Consider the following 25,242-nt stretch of genomic DNA (forward strand, 5'->3'; position numbering starts at 1 on the left):
CTGAACGCGCTCCTATGATTGAGGACAACCCGCTCGGGCGGGAGGTTGGAAAGCACAATACCGCGTCTGGAGCATCAATGAGGTCATCGGGCAGGGCCCTGCAGTGGCTCGCCGTCTGGATCATCCTGGGGCTGCTGCTGGCGCTCGGTTTCGTGGGCGCGGTGTTCCTGCGTCCCGTGATGGTGGCCGTCGGGGCCGAGACCACCGGTGCGCCGACGACGGTGGCGCCCACGCTGTTCGACCCGCCACCCACCCCCGAGGTTGAGCCGCCCATCGGCAACGGACTCGTCGGGCCGGCGGCCACCCCGGAGCCGGGGACCGCACCTGACAGGGAGGAACTCGAGGCGAGACTGGCTGCCGTGGACACCGCCGCCCTGGCCGAGGGTGCCGAGGAGGGCCTGCTGCTGGGGCTGGAGGTGGTGGACCTCGAGACCGGCGACGTGCTGGCGGCCCGCAACGCGGACCAGCCGCTGATCCCGGCCTCCAACACCAAGCTGCTGACGGTGGCCGCCGTCATGAACGCCTTCGACGACGAGGCCACCTTCGCCACCACCGTCGTCCAGCCCGAGCCCGGCCGGATCGTGCTCGTCGGCGGCGGCGACCCGCTGCTCACCAGCGTCCCCGTCGAGCCCGGCACCTACCCCCGCCCCGCCTCGCTGGAGGAACTCGCCACCGCCACGGCCGAGGCCCTCACCGCGGCCGGGCAGGACAGCGTCACCCTCGGCTTCGACGACTCGCTGTTCACCGAGGAGTGGAACCAGACCTGGCCCAGCAACTACTTCGACCAGGTCACCCGCATCAGCGCCCTGTGGGCCGACGAGGGCCGCCAGCCCAACCGCGTGCGCAGCAACACGCCCGCGATGCTGGCCGCGCAGACCTTCGCCGCCCAGCTGACCGCCGCCGGCATCACCGTCACCGGCGCTCCCGTAGCCGCCGACGGGGACGGGGTGGAGCTCGCCCGGGTGGAGTCGCTGCCCGTGCACGTCCTCGCCGAGCAGGCCATGCTGCGCTCCAACAACTCCTTCACGGAGGTGCTCGGCATGCAGGTGGCGCTCCGGACGGGGCACCCGGCGACGTTCGCGGGCGCCGTCGCCGCCATCGAGGAGCAGCTGACTGGACTGGGCCTCTGGGAGGATGGTGCGGTGATCCACGACGCCTCCGGCCTGTCCCGCAGCAACGCCGTCCCGGCGTCCATGCTGGCGAGCACCATGCGCCACGTCGCCACCGAACCGAAGCTCACCGTCGTCCTGGACGGCCTGCCCGTCGCCGGCGTCACCGGCACCCTCGCCGACCGATTCAACGACTCCGTCTCCAGCCCCGCCCGCGGGATCGCGAAGGCCAAGACCGGCTCCCTCACCCGCGTCGCCACCCTGGCCGGCACCACCGTCACCGCCGACGGCCGCGAGGTGGCCTACGCGTTCATGACCAACGGGTCCGCCGACGGCTGGGCCGCCCGGGTCTGGACCGACCGCTCCGTCGGCATACTCACGGGGTGTGGCTGCTGATGCAACTGCGCCCCCACGTCGACTGGTCGCTGGCGAGGAGACTCGCCGCCCGCTTCCAGGGTGACCTGCCCGAAGCCACCCGCCCCGAGGCGCACCAGAGCGTGGGGTCGCTGCGCGTGGCCGCCCGCCGCGCCGGCGAACTGGCCGTCCGGTTCAGCGGCCTCGACGGCGAACCCGCCGCCCGGGTGGTGGTCACGGACCGCGAGGGCTGGGCCCGCGGCATGACCCGGATGGCCGACGCCGTCATCGAGGCCCTCCCGATGCGCGACCGCAGCGAGGGGCTGCGCAAGAAACTGGTCGGGCTCGGCTACGGCAGCGTGGGAGGCCTGGCGCTGGGGGCGATCGGCCGCCAACTCCTCGGCCAGTACGACGCGTTCTCGCCCGAGCGGACGCTGTACCTGATCGCGCCCAACATCGTCGCGCTGCAGCGCGCCCGCCGACTGGTTCCGAAGGACTTCCACCTCTGGGTGGCCATCCACGAGCAGACCCACGCCGTCCAGTTCAGTGCCGCCCCGTGGCTGGGGGAGTACCTGATGGAGCGCTTCGTGGCCATCGCCACCGACGACCTCTCCGCCACCGGTGCCCTGCGGAACCTGGCCGCCGGCCGCGGCGCAGCCGCCACCATGGCCAGCCCCGACGGGCACAGCGCGCTCGACGAGATGACGGCCGTGATGACGCTGGTGGAGGGTCATGCCGACTACGTCTCCGACGCCGTCGGCAGGCGCAACGTCCCCACCGTCAAGCAACTGCGCAAGGCCTTCGCCCGCGACGGCGCCGCACCCCGGCTCGCGAAGGTGTTGCCCGCCGTGGACAAGGCGGCCCAGTACCGCGACGGCCTGGCGTTCTGCCGCAAGGTGGCCAGCCGCGTCGGGCGCCGCGGTCTCGCGCGCGCCTTCGAGGGGCCGCACAACCTGCCGACCGCCGCCGAGATCGCCGATCCGGCCGAGTACCTGCGGAGGGTCCATGGCAAGACGTGAACTCGGCCCGGCCGCGCTGGAGGTGGCCCAGGCCGTCGCGGCCCTGCTGCCCACCGGTGAGGTGGTGGTGGGCGTCTCCGGGGGCGCCGACTCCCTGGCCCTGGCGCTCGGGGCCCAGTGGGCCGCCGCCCGCTCCGGCACCGTGGTGCGCTGCATCGTCGTGGACCACGGCCTGCAGGACGGCTCCGACGCCGTTGCGCGCCGCGTCGTCGAACAACTCGACGCCCGCGGGATCCACGCCGAGGTGCGCCGGGTGGCGGTGGACCTTGAATCCGGCGACGGCCTGGAGTCGGCCGCCCGCGACGCCCGCCTCGAGACCCTGGCGGCCGAGGGCGTGCCGGTGCTGCTGGGCCACACCCTCGACGACCAGGCCGAGTCCGTCCTCCTCGGGCTGCTGCGCGGCTCCGGCGTCCGCTCCCTGGCGGGCATGGCGCAGGTGCGGGCACCGTTCCTACGGCCCCTCCTGGGGATCCGGCGCACCACCACCCAGCAGGCGTGCGGGGAGTGGGGGATCGAGTACTGGTCGGACCCCCACAACACCGACGAACGCTTCGCCCGGGTGCGCGTGCGCAACCACGTCGGCGGGCTCAGCGAGGCCCTCGGCCGCGACGTCGCCCCCGCACTGGCCCGCTCCGCCACCCTCGCCCGCATCGACGCCGACTACCTCGACGGCCTCGCCCTCGGCATCGGCGTCAAGGCCCTCTCCGGCCGGGACCTGCGCGCCGACGTCGTGGCGGACCTGCCCGACGCCATCCGGCTGCGCGTGATCCGCGACTGGCTCGCCGCCCACGGCGTGGAGCCGCTGGCGATGGTGCACCTGCAGGCGGTCGACGCGCTGGTGGCGGCCTGGCGCGGCCAGGGCCCGGTGGACCTGCCCGGCGCCCGGGTGCTGCGCACCGACGGCACCCTGCGGGTCTCGCACCCGGCCTGAGTGCTCAGCGCACGGGGGTGCGGGGGAACCGCCACGCCGCCAGCAGGCCCGCCACCACGATGATCCCCACGCACCAGGCAACGGCGGCCACCGGCCGGGCCTCGCCCACCAGCAGGGCCGCGCGGATGGTCTCGATGATCGGGGTCACCGGCTGGTGCTCCGCGACGGGTTGCAGCCACCCGGGCATGGTGGAGACCGGGACGAAGGCGCTCGAGACGTAGGGTAGGAACAGCAGGACGAATCCGTACCCGTTGGCGGCCTCCGGGCTGCCGGCCACCAGCCCGATCAGTGCGAACACGGCCGTGACGGCCAGGATCCACAGCGTGACGACGCCCAGGGCGGTCAGCCAGCCGGCCAGCCCGGCGTCCGGGCGGAAGCCGATCAGCAGCCCCACCCCGATCACGACGGCCGTGGCCACCAGGTTCCGCACCACGCTGGCGACGACGTGGCCCACCAGCGCGGTGGGAGCCGAGATCGGCATCGTGCGGTAGCGCAGCATCGCGCCCGTGGTCATGTCCCGACTGACGGAGACCGCGGTGGACGAGGCGCCGAAGCCCGCGCAGGTCAGGATGATGCCCGGCACGACGTAGTCGATGTAGTCGCCGCCGGAGGAGATCGCGCCGCCGAAGACCAGCACGAAGGTGAGCATCAGGAACACGGGAAGGGCGATGGCCATCAGCAGCCCCTCGCCGTCCCGGAGGCTGTGGACCAGGCTTCGCCTGATGAACACCAGGCTCGAGCGCACAGGATGCGTGCCGACGGGGCGGGCACCGGTGTTTTCCGGAAGCGAGGTCGTGGTCATGCCGCCACCTCCCGGTGGCCGCCGGTGATGGCAGTGAAGGCGTCGTCGAGCGAGGGGGAGCGGAGTTCGACTCGGGTGCCCGTCGGGGTGTCCACGGCCAGGCCGGCCAGCGCCGTCGCCACGGAGGCCGGTGTCCCGTCGGTCTCGGCGCGGCCGAGCTCGGTTCCGGCGGCGTCGAGCACGACGAGGTTCATCCCGCCCACGGCTGCGGTCAGCTCCGCGGCGGTGCCGTCGGCGACGACCCGGCCGTGCTGCAGCACCGTGATCCGGTCCGCCAGTGCCTCCGCCTCGTCGAGGGTCTGGGTGGTGAGCAGCACGGTGGTGCCACCCGCCGCCAGTGCCCGCACGTCCTCCCAGACGCGGGCACGGCTCGTCGGGTCCAGCCCCGTCGTGGGCTCGTCGAGGAACAGCACCCCGGTGGGTGCGATCAGGCTGGCAGCGAGGTCCACCCGTCGGCGCATGCCGCCGGAGTAGGAGCGCACCGCCCGGTTGCCCGCGGCGGTGAGGTCCAGTCGTTCGAGGAGTTCGTCGGCCCGCCGTCGAGCCCGGGACCCGAGCCCCAGCAGCCTGCCCAGCAGGACGAGGTTCTCGCGGCCGGTGAGCAGCTCGTCGAGCGAGTTGGACTGGCCCGTCACCCGGATCAGCGCTCGCACCGCCGCCGCTTCGCGCACGACGTCACGGCCGAGGACGCGTGCGGTGCCGTGGTCCGGGCGGACGAGCGTGGTCAGGATGGACACCAGGGTGGTCTTGCCGGCCCCGTTCGGGCCGAGCAGCGCCACCACGCCGCCATCGATGGACAGGTCGAGATCGGCCAGGACCGTCTCCCGCCCGTAGGACTTCCCGAGGCCCGTGGCCTCGATCGTGGGCGCCATGGGCGCCTCCTCTCGGTGAGTGATCTGTCTGCTTGATAGACAGTATGCGACATAAACAGTATGCGATCAACGCAGTATGGTTGGCATACAGTTGTGGGACCGAACAGCCAGGAGGTCCGATGGCCGACGACGACGTCTCGAGGGTGGTTGCGCTCGCATGGGGGGTGGCTGCCTCCCCGCAGCGAGGTCCCAAGCGGGAACTGAGTCACGAGCGCATCGTCGAGAAGGCGATGGAGATCGCCGACGCCGAGGGGCTGTCAGCGGTCACCATGGCACGGGTCGCGCAGTCCTTCGGGTTCACCACGATGGCGATCTACCGCTACGTCGCCGCCAAGGAGGACCTGCACCGGTTGATGCTCGACGGCGCCTTCGCCGACAGGCCGACGCCCGACGTCGGCGGTGGCTGGCGGGCGGGCCTGGAGGCGTGGGCGGACTGGCTGCTGGCCGGCTACCGCGCCCACCCCTGGGTGCTCGAGATCCCCATGAGCATGGAGGCGCTGATGATGCCCTCCCAGATGACGATCGCCGACGCGGCGCTGCGGGCGATGGCGGACCTGCCCGCCACGCAGGGGGAGCGGCTGGCGCTGCTGGTGGCGCTGTCCACGTCACTGCGCGGCATGGCCGCCATGGAGCAGGAGATCACCGGGCCGCAGGCGGAGGTCTCGCAGGCCACCAAGGACCTGGTGCGCGAGGTGGTCGAGGGTGTCCACCTCCCGGCGCTGGCCCCGCTCGTGGCCAGCGGGGCCTACTTCGGTGAGGGTGACGACGGCTCCGGCGGGGAGTTGCTCGAGGACGAGTTCACCCGTGGCCTGGAGGTGTGGCTGGCCGGCGTCGAGACCCTGTTCGCGTCCCGTTCGGACGTGCCCGAGGCCCAGTGCGCCGCCCCGGCCCCGCCCGAGACCCCGGCCCAGCAGTTGGCGCGGGCTGAGGCGGAACTGGCGGCGGCCGTCGCCGCCAGGAAGGAGGCCGAGGCCAGGGTCAAGGAGCTCTACCGGGCCGAGGCCGCCGCGCGGAAGCGACGCGACCGGGCCAAGGAGGTCGCCAAGGCGGCGGCGAAGCTCGAGCAGGGCTGAGCCGCCGGGTCGGGGTCGGCTCGGTGTGGTGTTCCTGCTGGTGGACCCGCAGGATCACCACAGTCAGCCGCGCGCAGGGAGGCCCGCCGGGGAGACGGCTGCCACGACATGGGCCGCGGCGACGCCGAGGGCTTCGGCCTGTTCCGGGGTGAGGTTGTCGAAGACGGCGCGGCGCACCGCCTCGACGTGGCCGGGTGCGATCTCGCGGACGCGCGCCCAGCCCGCCTCCGTGAGGATGCCCAGGGTGACGCGGCCGTCGGTGGGGTCCGGTTCCCTGCGCACCCAGCCGGCATTCTCGAGCCGCGTCATCACGCGCGACAGGTGGGACTGGGTCATGTTGGTGACCAGCGCCAGCTCGCCGAGACGCATCGAGCGGCCGGGTGCCATTGAGATCTGGGAGAGCGCGTTGTACTCGGCCAGGCTCGTGTCGGAGTCCTGCCTGAGCTGGGTGTCCAGGCGTGCGGGCAGCCAGGTCATCAGCCCCCACACGGCCAGCCAGGTCTGGTGTTCGGCGGGGCTGAGCCAGCGGGTCGGATCGGTTTCAGCCATGGCTCGAGCATAGCGCAGAAACTTGACGTGGAAAGTAAACCCTGTACTGTGACCTCGACGTCTTCCCGCTCAACCTGGGCGGCAACACCTTCGGCTGGACCTCGGACCGCGAGCAGACCTTCGCCGTGCTCGACGCCTTCGTCGCCGCCGGCGGCAACTTCATCGACACCGCCGACTCCTACTCCATGTGGGCCGAGGGCAATGACGGCGGCGAGTCCGAGCGCCTCATCGGGGAGTGGCTGACCGAGCGCGGCAACCGTGACCAGGTCATCATCGCCACCAAGGTCGGCGGCCTCCCCGCCCGCCAGGGCCTGTCGGCCGCCAACGTCGACGCCGCCCTCGACGAGTCCCTCGCCCGCCTGCGGACCGACTACGTCGACATCTACTACGCGCACTACGACGACGAGACCGTCTCCATCCCGGAGCAGGTCCGCATCGCGCACTCCCTCGTCGAGTCGGGGCGCGTGCGCCACCTCGCCCTGTCCAACTTCACCCCGGAGCGGATGCGCGAGTGGTTCGAGGAGGCCACCCGGGCCGGGCTCACCGTGCCCGTGGCAATCCAGCCGCAGTACAACCGGATCCACCGCGCCGGCTACGAGCAGGCCTACGCCGAGATCGCCCGCGAGTTCGACGTCGCCGTGTTCCCCTACTTCGCCCTCGCCTCCGGCGTGCTCACCGGCAAGTACCGCACGGCCGCCGACTTCGAGGGACGCGCCCGAAAGGGGTTCGCGGCCGACCCCCTCACCGACGACGCGCTCAAGGTGGTCGACACGCTCACCGCCGTCGCCTCGGCCCGCAGTGCCGAGCCCGCCACCGTCGCGCTCGCCTGGCTGCTCGCCAAGGGCATCCACGCCCTCATCGCCTCGGCCAGCAACGTCGAGCAGTTGCCCGCGCTGATGGCCGCGCCGTCGCTGCAGCTCAGTGACGCGGAGGTGGCCGCGCTGGACGCGGCCTCGGCACCCTTCGCCGCCTGACCCGGTCCCCGTGTGCGCGGCCACCCGACCTCCTCGGGTCGGGTGGCCGCTCGGTGTCCCGCAGGTGGCTAAGCTGAGGGTGTGGATGCAGCAGATGTGAAAGCCGACCTGTCCGAAGTTCTCTACACCGCGGACCAGATCCAGGAGCGGATCGCCGAGGTGGCCGCCCAGATCGACGCGGACTACGAGGGTCGGGAGGTGCTGCTGGTCGGCGTCCTCAACGGCGCAGTGATGGTGGTCGCGGACCTCCAGCGCGCCATGAAGGGCCACGTCCAGATGGACTGGATGGCCGTGTCCTCCTACGGCTCCGGCACCCAGTCCAGTGGCGTGGTGCGGATCCTCAAGGACCTCAGCAGCGACCTCGCCGGGCGCCACGTCATCGTGGTGGAGGACATCATCGACACCGGCCTCACCCTCAGCTACCTGATGAGCAACCTCGCCTCGCGCAACCCCGCGAGCCTCGAGATCATGACCATGTTCCGCAAGCCCGAGGCCTCGAAGATGGACGTCGACGTCAAGTACGTCGGCTACGACATCCCCAACCAGTTCGTGGTGGGCTTCGGGCTGGACTACGACGGCCGCTACCGCAACCTGCGGGACCTCGCGATCCTCGCCCCGCACGTCTACTCCTGAGTGTCGGGGCCGCCCACCGATCATTTTTGTGTGGGCCTTCAATAATTACCTCTTCGCCTCTCGGAAGCGGTAGCGTGAGCGTCCATGAGCACCAGTTCCCGCGACGTCGGCACCCCCTCGGCTGAGCCCGGACCCGCACCCGTCGCCCCCGTCGGCGCCACCGTCGTGCGGCGCCGGGTCACCATCCCCGCCGCCGGGATCGGCCCCGAGGGCCTCCCGCTGCTGCACCTCCAGCACGAGAGCTCCCTCAGTGAGTCGGACCGGGAGCTGCTGGGGGAGCAGCCCGGCCGTCGCCTGGTGGACCGCCCCACCAACATGCTCCCGTACCGGGCGCAGAGCCGCTACGACCGCGTCATCACCGACCGCGAGTTCGACGTCGTCGAGCTGGCCAACGAACACCTGCGCGCCACCTTCCTGCCCGAACTCGGCGGCAGGCTGTGGAGCCTCGTGGACCTTGAATCCGGCCGCGACCTGCTCTTCCAACCCGACGCCATCTGGTTCGGCAACCTCGCCCTGCGCGACGCCTGGTTCGCCGGCGGCATCGAGTGGAACCTCGGCATCACCGGCCACTGGGGACTCACGGCATCGCCGGTGGGTGCGGGCATCGTCGAGGTGGACGGCCAGCAGGTGCTGCGGATGTGGGCCTACGAGCGGCTCACCGGGCTGGTCTGGCGCCTTGAGGCCTGGCTGCCCGCCGGCTCCCGCCACCTCTACACCAGCGCCCGGATCGCCAACCACCACTCCCACGCCGTCCCCTTCTACTGGTGGTCCAACGCCGCCGTCCCCCTCGCCGACGGTGCCCGCGTGCTCACCGAGGCCACCAGTTCCTTCCACAACGACTACGAGGGCCGCCTGATCCGCGTCGGCCACCCCGACACCGGCCGCGACGTCGACTCCAGCGCACCGCTGAAGGCGCCGCGCGCCGCCGACTACTTCTTCGACACCGCCCTGCCAGACGGCGAACCCGCCCCCGTCCCATGGGTGGCGATCCGCGACGACGAGGGCCCCGGCACCCTGCTCGCCTCCACCTCCGAGCTCCGCGGCAAGAAGGAGTTCGTGTGGGGCAACACCCGCGGCGGCCACCGCTGGCAGGCCTGGCTGAACGGCGAGGGCCGCTACCTGGAACTCCAGTCCGGCTACGCCCGCACCCAGAAGGAACACATCGCCCTGGAGGCCGGGCAGCAGGTGAGCTGGGTGGAGGCGTTCGGCCCGGTCACCGGCGATCGCCCCGCCGACCACGACGAGGAGGTGCGCGCCGTCGCCGCCCAGTTGCCCGAACGGGGGCTGCGGCGGGCCCGCGAGCTCTTCGACGCCGCCGCACACCTGGCGCCCGAGGTCTGGCACGAGGCGGACGGCTGGGGTCGCGTCGAGGTGGAGGCCGGGCACCTGCCGGCCGACCCCGCCGTGCCCTTCGACGCCGAGCTCGACGCCGCGCAGGCAGCCTGGGTGGCTGTCGCGAAGGGCCGGGAGCCCGAGCCGCTGCTGGCCGGGTCGCCGCAGGTGGGTCCGGAGTGGCTGCGCCACGTCGAGGGCGTCGCGGACGGGTGGTTGAAGGAGCTCCTGCTCGGCTACTGCGCGTGGGCCCAGGGTGACCGGGAAGTCGCCGTCGGGCACTGGGAGGCGTCGGTGGCGGCCGAGCCCAACGCCGGTGCCCTGCACTGCCTGGCCGCCGTCTCCGAGGACGGCTGGGACGCCTTCGACTACGCCGAGCGCGCCTGGGAGGCCCGCCCGGAGGAGGACAACCTCCTGATCGACTACCTCGGCCGCGCCCGCACCGTCCCCACGCTGGTGCTGCGCATCATCGACCGGCTCCCACCGGAGCGCCAGCGGCTGCCCCGGGTGCGGCTGGCGCTGGCCAGGGCGCTGGTGGACGAGGGCCGGCTCGTCACGGCGCGCGCCGTCATCGACGAACTGGAGCTGCCCAACCTGCGCGAGACCAGCAACGAACTCGAGGAACTGTGGCGCAGCTACACCAGCGCCGCGGGAACCCTGGACCCGCTGCCCGAGCACCTGGACTTCAGAATGTTCTCCTAGGGACTGCGCTGGGATCGTGGGGTGGGATTGGGCGACGCTGGTAATCTGCCCTTGCCCACTACCGTTTTCCAGATCGGCGTTGTTCGTTGCAGAAACTCATGAAGAGCCCGTTCGGGTGGTTGACCTGGATCATCATCATCATCCTGGTCTTCACGCTCGGCAGCCAGCTCGTGTCCTCCCTCGTCGGCTACCAGACCAAGCCCACGTCGGAGGTGCTCGCGCTGCTCGAGGGTGACACCAAGCTCAAGGAAGTCATCCTCGTCGACGGCGAACAGGTGGTCCGCGTGACCACCGCCGCGGGGGAGAAGGTCGAGACCGCATGGGTCGGCAACCAGGTCGACGACATCGTCGACATCCTCAACGAGCGCCAGCAAGCCGGCACCCTCGAGTCCTGGGTGGCGCAGAACCCGAGCCCCGGGTTCCTGTCCACCCTCCTCTACACCGGCCTGCCGTTCCTGCTGTTGGCCATCGGCTTCTTCTTCGTCATCCGGATGATGTCCAGCGGCGGCTCGGGCGGCCCGCTGTCCTTCGGCAAGTCGAAGGCGAAGCTGGCCAGCAAGGACACCCCCAAGTCCACCTTCGCCGACGTCGCGGGCGTGGACGAGGCCGTCGAGGAGCTCCAGGAGATCAAGGAGTTCTTGGCAGAGCCGGGCAAGTTCCAGAAGCTGGGCGCCAAGATCCCCAAGGGCGTGCTCCTCTACGGGCCGCCCGGAACGGGCAAGACCCTGCTGGCGCGCGCCGTCGCGGGCGAGGCCGGGGTGCCGTTCTTCTCCATCTCGGGCTCGGACTTCGTTGAGATGTTCGTCGGCGTCGGCGCCTCCCGCGTGCGTGACCTGTTCGAGCAGGCCAAGGAGGCCGCTCCCGCGATCGTGTTCATCGACGAGATCGACGCCGTCGGCCGCCACCGCGGCGCCGGTATGGGTGGCGGACACGACGAGCGCGAGCAGACGCTGAACCAGCTCCTCGTGGAGATGGACGGCTTCGACGTGCGCGGCGGCGTCATCCTGATCGCCGCCACCAACCGACCCGACGTCCTGGACCCGGCCCTGCTGCGTCCCGGCCGCTTCGACCGCCAGATCTCCGTGGAGGCGCCGGACCTGGACGGCCGCGCCCACATCCTGAACGTCCACTCCAAGGGCAAGCCCCTCACCGCCGACGTGGACCTGCACTCCATCGCGCGCCGCACCCCCGGGTTCTCCGGCGCGGACCTGGCCAACGTCCTCAACGAGGCCGCGCTGCTGGCCGCCCGCATGAACCTGGAGGCCATCGGCCAGGCCCAGCTCGACGAGGCCATCGACCGAGTCATCGCCGGCCCGCAGAAGCGCACCCGCCTGATGAACGACCGCGAGCGCCTGATCACCGCCTACCACGAGGGTGGACACGCCCTGGTGGCAGCGGCCATGCCCGGCAACGACCCGGTCCAGAAGGTCACCATCCTCCCGCGCGGCCGCGCCCTCGGGTACACGATGGTGATGCCGGACCAGGACAAGTACTCCCAGACCCGCGGGGAACTGCTGGACCAGATGGCCTACATGATGGGTGGCCGCGCCGCCGAGGAACTGATCTTCCACGACCCCACCACGGGCGCCTCCAACGACATCGAGAAGGCCACCAAGGTGGCCCGCGCCATGGTGATGCAGTACGGCATGAGCGAGCGCATCGGCGCGATCCAGCTCGGCGGCGGGGACTCCGAGCCGTTCATGGGGATGCGGGGATCCCAGCCCAGCAAGGACTTCTCCGAGCACAGCGCCGCCATCGTGGACCAGGAGGTCGCGGCCCTCATCCACACCGCCCACCAGGAGGCCTTCGACGTCCTCGAGGAGAACCGCGAGGTCCTCGACGAACTGGTGCGGCAGCTGTTCGCCAAGGAGACCCTCAACAAGGCCGAGGTGGCCGAGGTGTTCAAGCCCCTCAAGCGTCGCGAGAAGCGGCCGGCCTGGACCGGTTCGGACCTGCGTGTGCCGTCGGACATCCCGCCCGTCGAGGTGCCGTCGACGCCAGGCCGCCCCAACGTGATCGGCCCGCCCGCCAACCCGAACCCGCACCCGCAGCCGCCGACGCCGGGCGGCTCGCCGCAGCCCCCCGGCCAGCCGGGCGCGGAGCAGCCGCCCACCCCCGGTCCGGACACGTGGGAGCCGCCGCAGTGGCCGAGCCCCGGATCGGGACGCTGACATGGCAGTGGACCAGGCCCGCGTCGAGGCGGCAGTCCGCGAGATCCTGATCGCGGTGGGGGAGGACCCCGACAGGGAGGGCCTCCAGCAGACGCCCGCCCGCGTCGCCCGCGCCTACGAGGAACTGTTCGCGGGGCTGTCGCAGACCCCGGAGGCCCACCTCGCCACCACCTTCGACATCGCCCACGACGAGCTCGTCCTCGTCAAGGACATCGAGGTCACCAGCACCTGCGAACACCACCTGCTGCCGTTCGTCGGGGTCGCCCACATCGGCTACATCCCCAGTGAGAACGGCCGCGTCACCGGGCTTTCCAAGCTGGCCCGCCTGGTGGACGTCTACGCCCGCCGCCCCCAGGTGCAGGAGCGCCTCACGACGCAGGTGGCCGACGCCCTCGTCGAACACCTCGAGGCCCGCGGCGTCATCGTCGTGATCGAGGCGGAGCACATGTGCATGACCATGCGCGGCGCCCGCAAGCCCGGCAGCATGACCATCACCAGCGCAGTCCGCGGCCAGCTCCGGGACCCCGCCACCCGCGCCGAGGCCATGGGGCTGATCACCGGGGGCCGGTGAGCATGACCCTCGTGATGGGGGTGGTGAACGTCACCACGGACTCGTTCTCCGACGGCGGCCGCTACGTCGACACCGACGCCGCGGTCGAGCACGGCCTGGAGCTGGCCGCGCAGGGCGCGGCCATCGTCGACGTCGGTGGGGAGTCCACCCGCCCGGGAGCGCAACGCGTCGCCGCCGGGGAGGAACTGGACCGGGTGGTGCCCGTCGTGCGGGAGCTGGTGCGGCACGGGATCGCCGTCTCCGTGGACACGATGCGCGCCGCCGTGGCCGAGGCCGCCATCGCCGCCGGTGCGGCCGTCATCAACGACGTCTCCGGCGGGCAGGCGGACCCTGACATGCTCGGCGTGGTGGCCGCCTCCGACGTGGACTACGTGCTGATGCACTGGCGCTCCCACTCCGCCACCATGCAGGCCGAGACCAGCTACGACGACGTCCTCGCCGACGTCGTGGAGGAGCTCCGGCGCTGCCGCGACGCCGCGCTGCGGGCCGGGATCGGTGCCGGCCGGATCGTGCTGGACCCGGGCGTCGGGTTCTCCAAGACATGGGACCAGAACTGGGACCTGCTCGCCGGGCTGGAACGGTTCGAGGAACTGGGCCATCGGATCCTCGTCGGGGTCTCCCGCAAGCGCTTCCTGGGGGAACTGCTGGATGGGCGCGAGCCCCTCGGCCGGGACGCCGCCACCGCCGCCATCAGCACCTGGTGCGCGCTCACCGGGGTGTGGGCGGTGCGCACCCACGAGGTCCCCAGCCAGCTCGACGCCATCCGCGTCGGCCAGCGGCTGCGCGCCGCGCGGCTCGCCGCGAGCGGTGCCCACCGTCCTGACCCCGGCCCGGTCACGGCCTGATGGGTTGGGGTAGAGTCGCACCCGTCGCAGAAGAGAATTGGGGGTGAGCAGCTTGGACAGCATCACACTGACAGGGATTTCCGCAACCGGATTCCACGGGGTGTTCCCCGAGGAACGACGTGACGGCCAGACCTTCGTCGCAGATGTCGAGTTGGGGCTGCCGCTCGAAACCACCTCCGACGACCTGGCTGACACCGTCAACTACGCGGAGATCGCAGAAGTGGTCGAAGCTGTGCTGAGCGGTGAACCCTGCAACCTCATCGAGACGGTGGCCGGCCGAATCGCGGCCGCCTGCCTCGAACACGACGAGCGGGTGGAGACGGTGCGAGTCACCGTGCACAAGCCCCAAGCACCTGTCCGGCAAGCCTTCACAGACCTGTCCGTCACCATCACCAGGAGCAAGAATGTCCAACGGCCCCTTTGACATCGACGTTGACACCCTCGGCAACCTGCGGCCCATCTCGAAGGTCGTGTTCAGCCTCGGGTCGAACCAGGGCGAGTCCGCCACCATCCTCGCGGAGGCCGTCGAGTACCTGGCCGAGACGCCGGACCTGATCCTCGTGGACGTCTCGCCGGTGTACGAGACCAAGCTGGAGGGCGAGGGTCCCGAGCAGCCGGACTTCCTGAACCTGATCGTCGTCGCCGAGTCGACGCTCGAGCCGCTGACGCTCCTGGACCGGGCGCTCGCAATCGAGGAGAACTTCGGCCGCGTCCGCGAGGTGCCCAACGGGCCCCGCACGCTGGACATCGACATCATCATGGTGGGCAAGCGCATCAGCGAGGCCGAGATCGAGCTCCCGCACCCGCGCGCCCACGAGCGGGCCTTCGTGCTGGTGCCCTGGTTGGACGTGGACCCCGAGGCGGAGATCGCCGGCCACGGCCGCATCGCCGAACTGGTGGAGGACGTGGACACGGACGGGGTGCGACGTCGTGACGACATCGTGATCTCCGCACCCGCCGGGTTCTGAGCCACCTTGGCGCAACAGCCCGAACCGCCCCGGCCGAAGCTGGGGCTGACCACCTTCAAGCAGGTCCTCGTCGCCGCGCTCGCGGGGGCGCTGCTGGCGGCGTTCCTGCTCAGCATCTACGACCTGTTCGAGGGCTTCCCGCCGGTGGTGCCCTGGACCGTGCCCGCCATCCTCGTGGTGATGGCGGTGGCTGCCTGGATCTACTCCCGCGGCCTGTCGAAGCGGGTGGCACAGCGTGCGGTCTCCGGGGTGGAGGCCGTGCGGGCCCTCGCCATCGCGAAGGCCGCCATCATGGCCGGTGCCATCCTCGCCGGCATGCACGCGGTCTACGTCGGGCGCTGGATCGGCCAACTGGACGCCTCCCAGCCCGCCCAGCGGGTGCTGCTCGGATCGGTGACCCTGGTCAGCGCCATCCTGTTCACCGGCGCCGGGCACCTGCTCGAGAAGGCGTGCGTGGTGCCCGACGACGATGACGAGGACGACGAGTCCTCCGAGGAGCAGGACTGACGCGACACGCCCTCGGAAACGACGGCGTGCCTCACCGAGTTGTTGGATCCCTCGGATATCCTGTCCGCATGGCTGGTCGACACGTAGCAACCCCTTCCTCAGAACGACGGATCGCACTGACGATCCTCATCGTCGGCACCGTGGTCTCCCTCGCCTCCCTGCTGGGCGGCATCTGGGTGGTCCGGGCCGGAGTCGTCCTCGCCGTCGCGATGGCCTTCGCCGCCGTCGCCGTTGCCCGCAAGCAGCTGGAGCGTGAGCGCGTCGAGCACGCCGAGGAGATCAAGGAACAGGTGGCCGCCCGCGTCGCCCTCTCCGAGAAGCACCACGCCGACTCCGTGGCCATGATCGAACGCTTCGGCGCCCGCACGGACAACCTCAAGGCCGTCATCGCCAACCTGCGCCGCCAGCTGGGCGCCGCCAACGCGGAGCTCAGCAGCATGCGCGGCAACGCCGTGTGGCTGCGTGCCGAGGTGGCCGAGCGCCAGGCCCGCATCGACGCCCTGACCACGAAGATCGCCGAGCTGGAGGCCGAGCACAGCCAGAAGCTGGTGCTGCTCCCGCGCCGCGGCACCGCCGCGCTGCACCCGAGCGCCGAGGACATCTGGGGCGAGGACGAGCACCCCACGATGGTGGACCTCGCGAAGCTGCAGCTCGACGGCCTGCCGGAGCTCCGCCGCGAAGTCGGCTGACCGCCAGGCGCCACCTCCTGGGACGCAGACGCTACCGCCACGGCGGTGGCGTTTTGCATTTCGGGCAGCGACGCGATTTCGTCTGTTGAGCCGCCCGCGACTCGAAGCGAGCCGGGCGAGTCGAAACCAGCTCGGGCGAAGCTACTTGTCCAGGTCCCCGATGGCGTAGCCCATGGAGGCGACGACGTCGGCCACCTGGTCCTTCCTGGCACCGACCAGCAGGCGCTCGAGTGCCGCGACGTTGGCGAAGGTGGGGGTGCGCAGGGCCAGGCGCCAGGGTGTCGGGCCACCGCGGGAGACCAGCAGCACGCCGGCGGTGCCCCAGGGGGCCTCCACCTCGCTCACGTGCTCGCCCTCGGGCACCTTCAGGCGTCGGGAGAGCTTGGTGGACACCGGGCCGTCGGGCACGTCCCCGGAGAGTCTGGTGATCATCGCGGAACTGGTGCGCAGTTCGTCCACCAGCACGCTGAAGCGGGCGTGCGCGTCGCCGGCGTTGCGTGGAGGTGCCTGTTCGAAGTGACCGGCGTAGTCGAGGGCGCCCGTGAGCCGACGGTCCAGGTCCAGTCCGCAGGAACGGGCCACCGGCCCTGAAAGCCCATATTCGTGACAGATAGCGTCGTCCACCACTGCGAGACCACGGAACCGATCTCGCGAGTTCTCGAGTGCTCCGGAGAGTTCGTCGGCCAAGCGCGAGACCTTGCCGATCAATTCGGGCAGGGAATCGAGCCAGCCCTCCGGTACGTCTGCGGACAATCCGCCCACCCGGCACAACATCGGATGCACGCGGTTGCCGCTCCAATGCAGCAGCCCGTTGCGTAATTCGTCGACAGTCGCCCAGATTTCGCGTTCCAATTCCTCACTCGCGACGTAGGAGAGGAACGACAGGTGGGAATGGAGCCTTGCGTATTCAGCCAGCAGGGTCCGCAGGCGAGTGGCCCGCGGCGGGGGAGTGAGGCGCATGGCGGACTCGACGGCGAGCGTCACCACGAGTTCACCGGAGAAGCTGGCCAGCCAGTCGTGGCGGTCGGCGAGCATTATCAGGGAGCGGTAGTCGCGGACCTCGAAAAGCTTCTCTGCCGCCCGGTGCAGGTATCCGGGCTGAATCCGGACCTCTTCAATTACCCCATCGGTTGTGGAAATGTCTGCCGCAACCACCCCGACGTGGCTCGGGTGGCGTTCACCCAAGGAGATGTGATATCGGCCGGGTAGGGGAATGCCCCCGATCGCTACCTGAAAATCGGCCACGGCATTTCCTTCAAAGTGAACCTTGTCGAAGTAGGGTGAGACAATGATCGCACATGACCGGTCGACCCCGACGGCGGACATCTCCCGTGCGACGAGAAGAAATGAAGGAGCGTTCATGCGCAAGGTACAGGTAATTCTGATCGACGACATCGACGGAACCGACGCTGACCGGACCGTCCAGTTCAGCTTTGACGGCACCTCGTACGAGATCGACTTGAGCAATGACAACGCGGCCAAGCTCGAGAAGGCCCTCGCGCCGTTCATCGAGAAGGCCACCAAGGTCTCCTCGGCCCGCGCGGCCGGTGGCCGCGCCAAGCGCACCGCCAGCGGCCGCAGCAAGGCGGCAGAGGTACGGGCGTGGGCCAAGGAGCAGGGAATCGCCGTCCCGGACCGTGGCCGCGTCCCCAACGACATCCTGGAACAGTACGAAGCTGCTCACTGAGTCCCGGTTCGCGGACGGTGAACCACGGAACGCTTGGACATCTCCAGTCGTTGGTTAAGCTGGACGAGTCGGGAATCGCCAGCACGCGCGTACCCCCGGCGGGAGGGAAGAATTCATGTTCGAACGGTTTACCGACCGCGCCAGGCGCGTGATCGTGCTCGCCCAGGACGAGGCGAAGCTGCTGAACCACAACTACATCGGCACCGAGCACATCCTTCTGGGCCTCATCCACGAGGGTGAAGGTGTCGCTGCCAAGGCTCTGGAGTCCCTCGGGATCTCGTTGGAGGCGGTGCGGGAGCAGGTGGAGGAGATCATCGGCCAGGGACAGCAGGTCCCGACCGGCCACATCCCCTTCACCCCCCGTGCGAAGCGCGTGCTGGAGCTCTCGCTGCGCGAGGCCCTGCAGATGAACCACAGCTACATCGGCACCGAGCACATCCTGCTCGGCCTCATCCGCGAGGGTGAGGGTGTGGCTGCCCAGGCCCTGCTGAAGCTCGGCGCAGACCTGAACCGCGTGCGCACCACCGTCATCCAGCTGCTCTCGGGCTACCAGGGCAAGGAGGCGTCCCTGTCGGGCGCCCCCGACGCCGGCCCGGAGAAGTCGTCGTCGCAGGTGCTGGACCAGTTCGGCCGCAACCTGACGCTCGCCGCCCGCGAGAACCGGCTGGACCCGGTCATCGGCCGCACCAAGGAGATCGAGCGCGTGATGACCGTGCTCAGCCGCCGCACCAAGAACAACCCGGTGCTGATCGGCGAGCCCGGCGTCGGCAAGACCGCCGTCGTCGAGGGTCTCGCGCAGGCCATCGTCCGCGGCGACGTCCCGGAGACGCTGCGCGACAAGCAGATCTACACGCTGGACCTCGGCGCGCTCGTCGCCGGCTCCCGCTACCGCGGTGACTTCGAGGAGCGCCTGAAGAAGGTCCTCAAGGAGATCAAGTCGCGCGGCGACATCATGCTGTTCATCGACGAGATCCACACCCTCGTCGGTGCCGGCGCAGCCGAGGGAGCCATCGACGCGGCGTCGATCCTGAAGCCCATGCTGGCCCGCGGTGAGCTGCAGACCATCGGCGCCACCACGCTCGACGAGTACCGTAAGCACATCGAGAAGGACGCTGCCCTGGAGCGTCGCTTCCAGCCCATCCAGGTGGCGGAGCCGTCGGTGGGCATGACCGTGGACATCCTCAAGGGCCTGCGGGACCGCTACGAGGCGCACCACCGCATCACCATCACCGACGAGGCCCTCTCGGCCGCGGCGACGATGGCGGACCGCTACATCCAGGACCGGTTCCTGCCGGACAAGGCCATCGACCTGATCGACGAAGCGGGTGCGCGCCTGCGCATCCAGCGCATGACCGCCCCGCCGGACCTGCGCGAGTTCGACGAGCAGATCGCCAAGATCAAGGTGGAGAAGGACGCCGCGATCGACGCCCAGGACTTCGAGAAGGCGGCCAAGCTGCGCGACGAGGTCCAGCGCCTGCAGGCGCAGCGTGCGGAGAAGGAGGAGGCCTGGAAGCAGGGCGACTCCGACATCCCCGCCGTCGTCGGCGAGGAGGAGATCGCGGTCGTGCTCTCCGGCACCACCGGCATCCCCGTGTTCAAGCTCACCGAGGAGGAGTCCGCGAGGCTCCTGCGCATGGAGGCCGAGCTGGGCAAGCGCTACATCGGCCAGGAGGACGCCGTCAAGGCGCTCTCCCGCTCCATCCGCCGCACCCGCGCCGGCCTGAAGGACCCGAAGCGTCCCTCCGGTTCGTTCATCTTCGCCGGCCCCTCCGGCGTCGGCAAGACCGAGCTGACCAAGGCGCTCACCGAGTTCCTCTTCGGTGACGAGGACGCCCTCATCACGCTGGACATGTCCGAGTACTCCGAGAAGCACACGGCCTCCCGGATGTTCGGTTCCCCTCCCGGCTACGTCGGGTACGAGGAAGGTGGCCAGCTCACCGAGAAGGTGCGCCGCAAGCCGTTCTCCGTCGTCCTGTTCGACGAGATCGAGAAGGCGCACCCGGACATCTTCAACTCGCTGCTGCAGATCCTCGACGAGGGTCGCCTCACCGACGCGCAGGGTCGTGTCGTGGACTTCAAGAACACGGTGATCGTGATGACCACCAACCTTGGTTCCCGGGACATCAGCAAGGGCGTCAACCTGGGCTTCTCGCAGGCGGGTGACACCGAGAGCAGCTACGAGAAGATGAAGGCGAAGGTTTCCGACGAGCTCAAGCAGCACTTCCGTCCGGAGTTCCTGAACCGAGTCGACGAGATCGTGGTCTTCCACCAGCTCACGCAGTCCGACATCGAGCGGATCGTGGACCTGATGGTGGCCCAGGTGGAGGAGCGCCTCGCGGACAAGGACATGGGCATCGAGCTCACGCCCGCCGCGAAGACCCTCATCGCCAAGCGTGGCTTCGACCCGGTGCTGGGTGCCCGTCCCCTGCGTCGCGCCATCCAGCGCGACATCGAGGACATCCTCGCGGAGAAGATCCTCTTCGGGGAACTCACCCCCGGCCAGATCGTCCAGGTGGACGTGGCCGAGGACGGCGCCGAGTTGCCGTTCAAGTTCACCGGCGTCGCCAAGGGCGAGGTGGACCAGTTGGCCCCCGCGGCCACGGACCAGAGCTGAGTCCGGCCGAATAGTCGCGTGACGGCGGCGCGTCCCTGCGGGGGCGCGCCGCCGTTCGCGTTCCGCCTACTCGACGGTGCCCACCAGCGCCAGCGCCATGGCGAAGATGCCGGCCACGCAGACGCAGGCCGCGACCACGAACATCAGGAAGCCGTCGGCCAGGCTTCCCCGCTGCGTGGTGAGGGTGCGGTGGTGGTGTCGGTAGCGGCTGTTCGACTTCAGCCCCATGACGACGGCGAGTGCGAGCCCCGCAGCGGTGGGCAGCAGCGCCCACAGCCCGACGGTGGGGGAGATGATGCGGGCGTAGACCACCGAGCCGACGGCGAGCGCGAGGGCGGTGCGTCGCCAGGACAGCGACACCCGCTCGGGTTGCAGACCGGGGTCGAAGGGCTGCTGTCCCATGTCAGCGCAGCACCAGACCCAGCATCACGAGGACCCCGGCGACGGCGACGGCGATGACCACCGGCAGCGCCAGCATCGGGTTGGGCAGGGGGGTGTTGTTGCGCAGGGCGCGCTCGTTGCGGGCCCACCCGTACCAGGCCTGCACCGGAGCCAGGATGCCGGTGAGCATCAGCACCACCGACGCGGCCAGTTGCAGCCCGGGGTGGAGGCCGAGCCCCAGCGCCTCCAGGGCCACCCCACCGGCCATCAGCGCCAGCGCGGTGCGGATCCAGGCGAGGAACGTGCGCTCGTTCGCGAGGGTGAACCGCGCGTCGGGCTCCTCCCCGTGGGAGTAGACCGACTGTGGGAACCGCTGCCTTGCCACTGCTCTCCTTCCGCACGACGCAGCCGGGGTCCGGGGCGCGCCAGCTACAACTGTGGCACATCGCAGCCCGTGCAGCCGAAAGGTGGACACCTGCCGTGCAGCCGGACGTGCCGTGGTGACAGGCGTGATCGACACGCCGTCGTCGGGATCTCCAGAGCCGCTGCCCGGCGTGTCGTTCACGCTGGTCACCAGCCCCCGAGGTCCCTGCCATCGAGGGCTTGCCGAGGCGGTTCAGTCGGCGGGGGTGACGGCGCCGCCGACGAGGCGCACCCGCACGGTCTCGGCGCCGGCGCGCTCCTCCGAGCGGACGACGGCGCGCTGGCCGTTCGGCAGTTCGATGCCGATCTCCACGTGGCCTAGGTCGAAGCCCTCGTCGAGGACGGGGACGGCAACGCCGTCGGGGTGCAACTCCAGGCTGCGGGGGCCGACGCCGAGGAGATGCCCCTCGGGGAGCCGGCCGTCCCAGCCGAGGGCGTGGGCGTCGTCGGCGGTGAGGAAGGCCTTGTTCCCGAGGAACCGTGCCACCTGCACCGAGGCGGGCCGCCGCCACAGCTCGTCGGGCTCGGCGCGCTGCAGCAGGTGGCCGCCGGCGATGACGCCGACGGTGTCGCCCACCATGGAGGCCTCCTCCTGGTCATGGGTGACGTAGATGGCGGTGGTGCCCACCTCGCGCAGGATCCGGGACACCTCGCCGGCGAGGTGGCGCCGCAGCCCGGTGTCCAGCGCGGACAGCGGCTCGTCCAGCAGCAGTGCCCGGGGCGACGGCGCCAGTGAGCGGGCCAGGGCGATGCGCTGCGCCTCGCCGCCGGAGAGTTCGGTGATCTTGCGCTTCTCGTAGCCGGACAGGCCGACCAGTTCGAGCATTTCGGCCACCCGGTGGCGGTGGGAACCCGCCCACCTGCCCAGCCCGTAGGCGATGTTTCGGCCCACGTTCAGGTTGGGGAACAGCTGGCCGTCCTGGAACACGAACCCGAAGTTGCGCTTGTGCACCTTCACCGCGGACAGGTCCTCGCCGTTCCAGTGGATGCTGCCGGACTCGAGCTTCGCCAGCCCTGAGACGGCGCGCAGCAGCGTGGACTTGCCGGACCCCGACGGCCCCAGCAGTGCCAGCACGTGGCCGGGCTCGAGGTGGAGGCTGACACCGTCGACGGCGGTCACGTCCTTGTACCGGACCACGACGTCGCGGGTCTCGAGTCCTGCTACCACGTGGCGACTCCCTTCGGGCGGCGGCCCTCGGCCGCTGCCATCACGATTGCGGTCAATACTGCCAGCAGGGTGGCGGCGGCCAGCGCCATGCCGTAGTTGTCCGCGCCGGGGCGGCCGAAGAGCCGGAAGATCACCACGGGCAGGGTCGGGTCGTCGGGGCGGGACAGGAACGACGTCGCACCGAACTCGCCGAGCGAGGTGGCGAAGGCGAACCCGGCCGCCAGGCCAAGGCCCTTCGCGAGCTGGGGGAGCTCGATGGTGGCCAGCACCCGCCACGGGCCGGCGCCGAGGGTGCGGGCGGCCTCGAGTTGGCGGGAGTCGATGGCGTGCAGCGACGGCAGCAGGCTGCGCACCACCAGCGGCAGGGCGACGAGGGCCTGCGCGATGGGGATCAGGGCGAGGCTGGAGCGCAGGTCCAGCGGCGGCCGGTTCAGCGTGATCAGGTAGCCGAAGCCCACCGTCACGGCGGAGACCCCCAGCGGCAGCAGGAACAGGCCCTCCAGCGCTGACAGCGCCCGCCGCCCCCGCGACGATTCGGGTCGGCGGGAGGCCACCAGTGAGACCAGCACCCCCATCACCAGCGCGACGGCGGCGGCCACCGCGGCGATCCACAGGGAGTTCCACACGGCCCGGGATACCGGCACGGACAGGGCCGGGTTCTCGCCCGTGAACAGCGCGGCGTAGTTGTGCAGCGTCCACTGGCCGCCGCGGCGCAGCGAGCGCACGGCGAGGTTCACCAGCGGCGTCAGCAGCAGCCCCAGCACCACGACGGCGGTGACGGCGGCCACCGCCCAGTCGCGTCGCCAGGAGGCGGGGGCCACGCCCGAGTCGTCGGTGTGGAGTCGTCGAGCCCGGGTGGTGCGGCGCTGCAGGGAGTTGGTCACCACCAGCAGCAGGGTCACCACCACCAGCTGCGTGATGGACAGCGCGGCCGCGGCGGGCAGGTCCAGCAGCTGCTTGGTCTGGAACCAGATCTCGGTCTCGATGGTGGAGTAGCGCACCCCGCCCAGCACCATCACGATCCCGAACGACGACGCGCAGAACAGGAACGTCAGCGAGGCCCCGGCGGCGATCGCAGGGCCGAGCGCCGGCAGCACCACGGTCAGGAACGCCCGGAGCGGGGAGGCCCCCAGGGTGTGCGCGGCCTCGCCCAGTTGCGGGTCCAGCCGTCGCCACATGGTGCCGACGGTGCGCACGATCACCGAGTAGTTGAAGAACACCATGGCCAGGCCGATGGCGATCCAGTGGTCGTCCAGGCCGAGGAATCCAAACAGCCCGCCCCTGTCGAACAGCGAGCCGAAGGCGACGCCCACCACCACCGTCGGCAGCACGAATGGCACCACCACCAGGGCCCGGACGACGGCGCGGCCGGGGAAGCGGCGCCGGTACAGCAGGTGCGCCCCCGGGATGCCCAACAGCAGGCAGGCGGCGGTGGCGAGGCCGGCCATCCCCAACGTGAAGCCGAGGATGCGCCAGGTCCGGGGAGCGCTGAAGACCCGCTGGAAGCCCTCGAGGGTGAGGGCGCCGTCGACGACGAAGCCCTTGGCCACCAGCGTCCCCGCCGGGAGTGCGAAGAAGACGGCCAGGAAGGCGGCCGGGATGATCCCGGCCGCCACCCAAGCCAGCCGCCACAGCCTCAAGGTCAGCCGATCACCCGGGCGGTCCAGTCGCTGATCCACTGGTCGCGGTTGGCGGCGATCTCCTCGGCGGGGACCTCGATGGGGGCCTCGGACAGCGGCGCGAAGGACGCCCAGTCGGCGGGCAGCTCCACCTCGTCGTCGATCGGGTACATGTACATCTGCTCCGGGATGGCGGCCTGCACCTCGGCCGAGAGCAGGAAGTCGATGAACTCCTGCGCACCCTGCTCGTTCTCCGCGCCGGCGATCACACCGGCGTACTCCACCTGCCGGAAGCAGGTCTCCAGCAGCGCCTCGGTGGTGGAGGCGGAACCGTCCTCGGTGAGGGTGAAGGCGGGGGAGGTGGCGTAGGAGAGCACCAGCGGGTACGGGCCCTCGCCGTCGGCCCCGGAGAACTCGGTGTAGTAGGCCTCGCTCCACCCGGGGACCACCTTCACGCCGTTGGCCACCAGCGCGTCCCAGTACTCCAGCCAGCCCTCGCCCTCGGCTCCGACGGTGGCCGCCAGGAACGCCAGCCCGGGTGACGACGAGGCGGGGTGGGAGACCACGAGGAGGTCCGCGTAGGCGGGATCCGTGAGGTCCTCGAGGGTGGTGGGGACGTCGATTCCGGCGTCGGCGAACCACTGGGTGTCGGCGTTGATGCACACGTCGCCCATGTCCACCGGCGTCAGCGACTCGATGGCGTACTGCTCGGCCGAGGCGGGCAGCGTCGCCGAGGTGTAGGGCGAGAACACGCCCTCGTCGACGGCGCGGCGCGCGAAGGTGTTGTCCACGCCGAACACGACGTCGCCGAGGGGGGAGTCCTTGGTGAGGATCAGCTGGTTCACCAGCGCACCGCCGTCACCGGGGGCGACGTAGGTGACGTCGTAGCCGGAGGCCTCCTCGAAGGCTTCCTTGAGCTCGTCGGGCAGCGCGAAGGAATCGTGCGTGACCACGGTCAGTTCCGTGCTGGTGGTGACGCCGCCGTCGCCGGCGGTGGGGTCCTGGCCGGGTTCGGCCGGGCTGCCCGAGCAGGCCGCGAGCGCGGCGACGGCGAGCAGCGCGGTGGTCGAGGCGGTGGTCCTGCGTGCGAAAGACATGAGTCTCCTCCTGGTCCTGCGGGCCCGGCCGATGGTTGGCCGAGGAGATGTTGGCTCACTCCCTACGCCGGTGCTAACCGGATCAGGTTGAGGGTCTGCGGCTGGTCCGCACTCTCAGCGCACGTGCTGCGCTCCCCTGTGCGCCGCCCACC

At 70.7% G+C, this 25,242-nt stretch carries 25 protein-coding genes and 1 riboswitch; of the genes, 16 read left to right on the forward strand and 9 right to left on the reverse strand.

Going from position 1 to position 25,242, the window contains the following annotated elements; all coding sequences use genetic code 11:
- Positions 1-77: 77 nt before the first annotated feature.
- The 3 genes from dacB to tilS are packed head-to-tail and all read left to right on the forward strand — an operon-like array spanning position 78 to position 3,413.
- Complete coding sequence (dacB, locus tag ACYU7G_RS07875) at positions 78-1,505, forward strand: D-alanyl-D-alanine carboxypeptidase/D-alanyl-D-alanine endopeptidase (RefSeq protein WP_461106510.1); 1,428 nt, start codon at positions 78-80, stop codon at positions 1,503-1,505.
- Entirely contained in the window at positions 1,493-2,482 is a 990-nt protein-coding gene (locus tag ACYU7G_RS07880) for a zinc-dependent metalloprotease (RefSeq protein ID WP_461106512.1), read from the forward strand. Before dacB ends, ACYU7G_RS07880 begins: the two co-directional genes overlap by 13 nt.
- Positions 2,469-3,413 carry a tRNA lysidine(34) synthetase TilS gene (gene tilS / locus ACYU7G_RS07885; protein WP_461106514.1) on the forward strand — a complete coding sequence of 315 codons (945 nt, stop codon included), beginning with the start codon at positions 2,469-2,471 and terminating at the stop codon, positions 3,411-3,413. The genes ACYU7G_RS07880 and tilS overlap by 14 nt, the downstream gene beginning before the upstream one ends.
- A 4-nt stretch (positions 3,414-3,417) precedes the next feature.
- On the opposite strand, the gene ACYU7G_RS07890 is transcribed toward tilS, so the two are convergent.
- On the reverse strand, positions 3,418-4,215 hold the full coding sequence (locus ACYU7G_RS07890) for an ABC transporter permease (protein ID WP_461106516.1): 798 nt from the start codon (positions 4,213-4,215) through the stop codon (positions 3,418-3,420).
- Positions 4,212-5,087: an ABC transporter ATP-binding protein gene (locus ACYU7G_RS07895; protein ID WP_461106518.1), complete on the reverse strand. Its 876-nt coding sequence runs from the start codon at positions 5,085-5,087 to the stop codon at positions 4,212-4,214. The genes ACYU7G_RS07890 and ACYU7G_RS07895 overlap by 4 nt, the downstream gene beginning before the upstream one ends.
- A gap of 119 nt (positions 5,088-5,206) precedes the next feature.
- On the opposite strand from ACYU7G_RS07895, the gene ACYU7G_RS07900 reads away from it, so the two are divergent.
- The gene (locus tag ACYU7G_RS07900) at positions 5,207-6,160 is read left to right on the forward strand and encodes a TetR/AcrR family transcriptional regulator (RefSeq protein WP_461106520.1); all 954 of its coding nucleotides are present in this window, start codon (positions 5,207-5,209) and stop codon (positions 6,158-6,160) included.
- Between the two features lie 63 nt (positions 6,161-6,223).
- Here ACYU7G_RS07900 and ACYU7G_RS07905 read toward each other — a convergent pair whose 3' ends face one another.
- Positions 6,224-6,709 carry a MarR family winged helix-turn-helix transcriptional regulator gene (locus ACYU7G_RS07905; protein WP_461106522.1) on the reverse strand — a complete coding sequence of 162 codons (486 nt, stop codon included), beginning with the start codon at positions 6,707-6,709 and terminating at the stop codon, positions 6,224-6,226.
- Positions 6,710-6,750: 41 nt separating this feature from the next.
- Between ACYU7G_RS07905 and ACYU7G_RS07910 the strand changes: the two genes are divergently transcribed.
- The 10 genes from ACYU7G_RS07910 (at position 6,751) to ACYU7G_RS07955 (ending at position 16,101) form a co-directional block, all read left to right on the forward strand.
- Complete coding sequence (locus ACYU7G_RS07910; protein WP_461107265.1) at positions 6,751-7,683, forward strand: aldo/keto reductase; 933 nt, start codon at positions 6,751-6,753, stop codon at positions 7,681-7,683.
- A gap of 81 nt (positions 7,684-7,764) precedes the next feature.
- Positions 7,765-8,316, forward strand: a complete 552-nt coding sequence (gene hpt, locus ACYU7G_RS07915; protein WP_461106524.1) for a hypoxanthine phosphoribosyltransferase — start codon at positions 7,765-7,767, stop codon at positions 8,314-8,316.
- An 84-nt stretch (positions 8,317-8,400) separates the two neighbouring features.
- Positions 8,401-10,350 (forward strand): DUF5107 domain-containing protein, encoded by a 1,950-nt coding sequence (locus tag ACYU7G_RS07920; RefSeq protein ID WP_461106526.1) that lies wholly within the window; start codon positions 8,401-8,403, stop codon positions 10,348-10,350.
- 98 nt (positions 10,351-10,448) lie between these two features.
- Complete coding sequence (ftsH, locus tag ACYU7G_RS07925) at positions 10,449-12,521, forward strand: ATP-dependent zinc metalloprotease FtsH (protein WP_461106528.1); 2,073 nt, start codon at positions 10,449-10,451, stop codon at positions 12,519-12,521.
- A gap of 1 nt (position 12,522) precedes the next feature.
- Entirely contained in the window at positions 12,523-13,092 is a 570-nt protein-coding gene (gene folE, locus ACYU7G_RS07930; RefSeq protein ID WP_461106530.1) for a GTP cyclohydrolase I FolE, read from the forward strand.
- Between the two features lie 2 nt (positions 13,093-13,094).
- On the forward strand, positions 13,095-13,937 hold the full coding sequence (gene folP / locus ACYU7G_RS07935; protein ID WP_461107267.1) for a dihydropteroate synthase: 843 nt from the start codon (positions 13,095-13,097) through the stop codon (positions 13,935-13,937).
- A gap of 43 nt (positions 13,938-13,980) precedes the next feature.
- The gene (gene folB / locus ACYU7G_RS07940) at positions 13,981-14,361 is read left to right on the forward strand and encodes a dihydroneopterin aldolase (protein ID WP_461106532.1); all 381 of its coding nucleotides are present in this window, start codon (positions 13,981-13,983) and stop codon (positions 14,359-14,361) included.
- A complete protein-coding gene (folK, locus tag ACYU7G_RS07945; RefSeq protein WP_461106534.1) occupies positions 14,342-14,905 on the forward strand; it encodes a 2-amino-4-hydroxy-6-hydroxymethyldihydropteridine diphosphokinase in 564 nt (187 codons plus the stop codon). The genes folB and folK overlap by 20 nt, the downstream gene beginning before the upstream one ends.
- A gap of 6 nt (positions 14,906-14,911) precedes the next feature.
- Positions 14,912-15,412 carry a DUF3180 domain-containing protein gene (locus ACYU7G_RS07950; protein WP_461106536.1) on the forward strand — a complete coding sequence of 167 codons (501 nt, stop codon included), beginning with the start codon at positions 14,912-14,914 and terminating at the stop codon, positions 15,410-15,412.
- Between the two features lie 68 nt (positions 15,413-15,480).
- Positions 15,481-16,101 (forward strand): hypothetical protein, encoded by a 621-nt coding sequence (locus ACYU7G_RS07955; protein WP_461106538.1) that lies wholly within the window; start codon positions 15,481-15,483, stop codon positions 16,099-16,101.
- Between the two features lie 141 nt (positions 16,102-16,242).
- On the opposite strand, the gene ACYU7G_RS07960 is transcribed toward ACYU7G_RS07955, so the two are convergent.
- Entirely contained in the window at positions 16,243-17,286 is a 1,044-nt protein-coding gene (locus ACYU7G_RS07960) for an NADH-quinone oxidoreductase subunit D-related protein (RefSeq protein ID WP_461106540.1), read from the reverse strand.
- Between the two features lie 175 nt (positions 17,287-17,461).
- Here ACYU7G_RS07960 and ACYU7G_RS07965 point away from each other — a divergent pair, with 175 nt between their 5' ends.
- Together ACYU7G_RS07965 and ACYU7G_RS07970 are read left to right on the forward strand one after the other, a co-directional pair.
- Positions 17,462-17,788: a histone-like nucleoid-structuring protein Lsr2 gene (locus ACYU7G_RS07965; protein WP_461106542.1), complete on the forward strand. Its 327-nt coding sequence runs from the start codon at positions 17,462-17,464 to the stop codon at positions 17,786-17,788.
- Positions 17,789-17,903: 115 nt separating this feature from the next.
- Positions 17,904-20,402 carry an ATP-dependent Clp protease ATP-binding subunit gene (locus ACYU7G_RS07970; protein ID WP_461106544.1) on the forward strand — a complete coding sequence of 833 codons (2,499 nt, stop codon included), beginning with the start codon at positions 17,904-17,906 and terminating at the stop codon, positions 20,400-20,402.
- 66 nt (positions 20,403-20,468) lie between these two features.
- Here ACYU7G_RS07970 and ACYU7G_RS07975 read toward each other — a convergent pair whose 3' ends face one another.
- The 5 genes from ACYU7G_RS07975 to ACYU7G_RS07995 form a co-directional block, all read right to left on the reverse strand.
- Positions 20,469-20,804, reverse strand: a complete 336-nt coding sequence (locus tag ACYU7G_RS07975; RefSeq protein WP_461106546.1) for a DUF202 domain-containing protein — start codon at positions 20,802-20,804, stop codon at positions 20,469-20,471.
- A 1-nt stretch (position 20,805) separates the two neighbouring features.
- Positions 20,806-21,168: a YidH family protein gene (locus ACYU7G_RS07980; RefSeq protein WP_461106548.1), complete on the reverse strand. Its 363-nt coding sequence runs from the start codon at positions 21,166-21,168 to the stop codon at positions 20,806-20,808.
- A gap of 231 nt (positions 21,169-21,399) precedes the next feature.
- Positions 21,400-22,374, reverse strand: a complete 975-nt coding sequence (locus ACYU7G_RS07985; RefSeq protein ID WP_461106550.1) for an ABC transporter ATP-binding protein — start codon at positions 22,372-22,374, stop codon at positions 21,400-21,402.
- The gene (locus ACYU7G_RS07990) at positions 22,368-24,053 is read right to left on the reverse strand and encodes an ABC transporter permease (RefSeq protein ID WP_461106552.1); all 1,686 of its coding nucleotides are present in this window, start codon (positions 24,051-24,053) and stop codon (positions 22,368-22,370) included. The genes ACYU7G_RS07985 and ACYU7G_RS07990 overlap by 7 nt, the downstream gene beginning before the upstream one ends.
- On the reverse strand, positions 24,017-25,090 hold the full coding sequence (locus ACYU7G_RS07995) for a thiamine ABC transporter substrate-binding protein (protein WP_461106554.1): 1,074 nt from the start codon (positions 25,088-25,090) through the stop codon (positions 24,017-24,019). The genes ACYU7G_RS07990 and ACYU7G_RS07995 overlap by 37 nt, the downstream gene beginning before the upstream one ends.
- A 42-nt stretch (positions 25,091-25,132) precedes the next feature.
- Positions 25,133-25,238, reverse strand: a riboswitch (TPP riboswitch).
- Positions 25,239-25,242: the final 4 nt, after the last annotated feature.

The sequence above is a fragment of the Tessaracoccus terricola genome (genome assembly GCF_054776555.1).

Excerpts from the sequence above, each read along its gene's own strand:
- ACYU7G_RS07895 (WP_461106518.1), bottom strand. The coding sequence starts at position 5,087 with ATGGCGCCCACGATCGAGGCCACGGGCCTCGGGAAGTCCTACGGGCGG.
- tilS (WP_461106514.1), top strand. The coding sequence starts at position 2,469 with ATGGCAAGACGTGAACTCGGCCCGGCCGCGCTGGAGGTGGCCCAGGCC.
- ACYU7G_RS07920 (WP_461106526.1), top strand. The coding sequence starts at position 8,401 with ATGAGCACCAGTTCCCGCGACGTCGGCACCCCCTCGGCTGAGCCCGGA.
- ACYU7G_RS07970 (WP_461106544.1), top strand. The coding sequence starts at position 17,904 with ATGTTCGAACGGTTTACCGACCGCGCCAGGCGCGTGATCGTGCTCGCC.
- ACYU7G_RS07995 (WP_461106554.1), bottom strand. The coding sequence starts at position 25,090 with ATGTCTTTCGCACGCAGGACCACCGCCTCGACCACCGCGCTGCTCGCC.
- ACYU7G_RS07975 (WP_461106546.1), bottom strand. The coding sequence starts at position 20,804 with ATGGGACAGCAGCCCTTCGACCCCGGTCTGCAACCCGAGCGGGTGTCG.
- ACYU7G_RS07890 (WP_461106516.1), bottom strand. The coding sequence starts at position 4,215 with ATGACCACGACCTCGCTTCCGGAAAACACCGGTGCCCGCCCCGTCGGC.
- ACYU7G_RS07900 (WP_461106520.1), top strand. The coding sequence starts at position 5,207 with ATGGCCGACGACGACGTCTCGAGGGTGGTTGCGCTCGCATGGGGGGTG.
- ACYU7G_RS07965 (WP_461106542.1), top strand. The coding sequence starts at position 17,462 with ATGCGCAAGGTACAGGTAATTCTGATCGACGACATCGACGGAACCGAC.
- folP (WP_461107267.1), top strand. The coding sequence starts at position 13,095 with ATGACCCTCGTGATGGGGGTGGTGAACGTCACCACGGACTCGTTCTCC.
- ftsH (WP_461106528.1), top strand. The coding sequence starts at position 10,449 with ATGAAGAGCCCGTTCGGGTGGTTGACCTGGATCATCATCATCATCCTG.
- dacB (WP_461106510.1), top strand. The coding sequence starts at position 78 with ATGAGGTCATCGGGCAGGGCCCTGCAGTGGCTCGCCGTCTGGATCATC.
- ACYU7G_RS07905 (WP_461106522.1), bottom strand. The coding sequence starts at position 6,709 with ATGGCTGAAACCGATCCGACCCGCTGGCTCAGCCCCGCCGAACACCAG.
- folK (WP_461106534.1), top strand. The coding sequence starts at position 14,342 with ATGTCCAACGGCCCCTTTGACATCGACGTTGACACCCTCGGCAACCTG.
- folE (WP_461106530.1), top strand. The coding sequence starts at position 12,523 with ATGGCAGTGGACCAGGCCCGCGTCGAGGCGGCAGTCCGCGAGATCCTG.
- ACYU7G_RS07955 (WP_461106538.1), top strand. The coding sequence starts at position 15,481 with ATGGCTGGTCGACACGTAGCAACCCCTTCCTCAGAACGACGGATCGCA.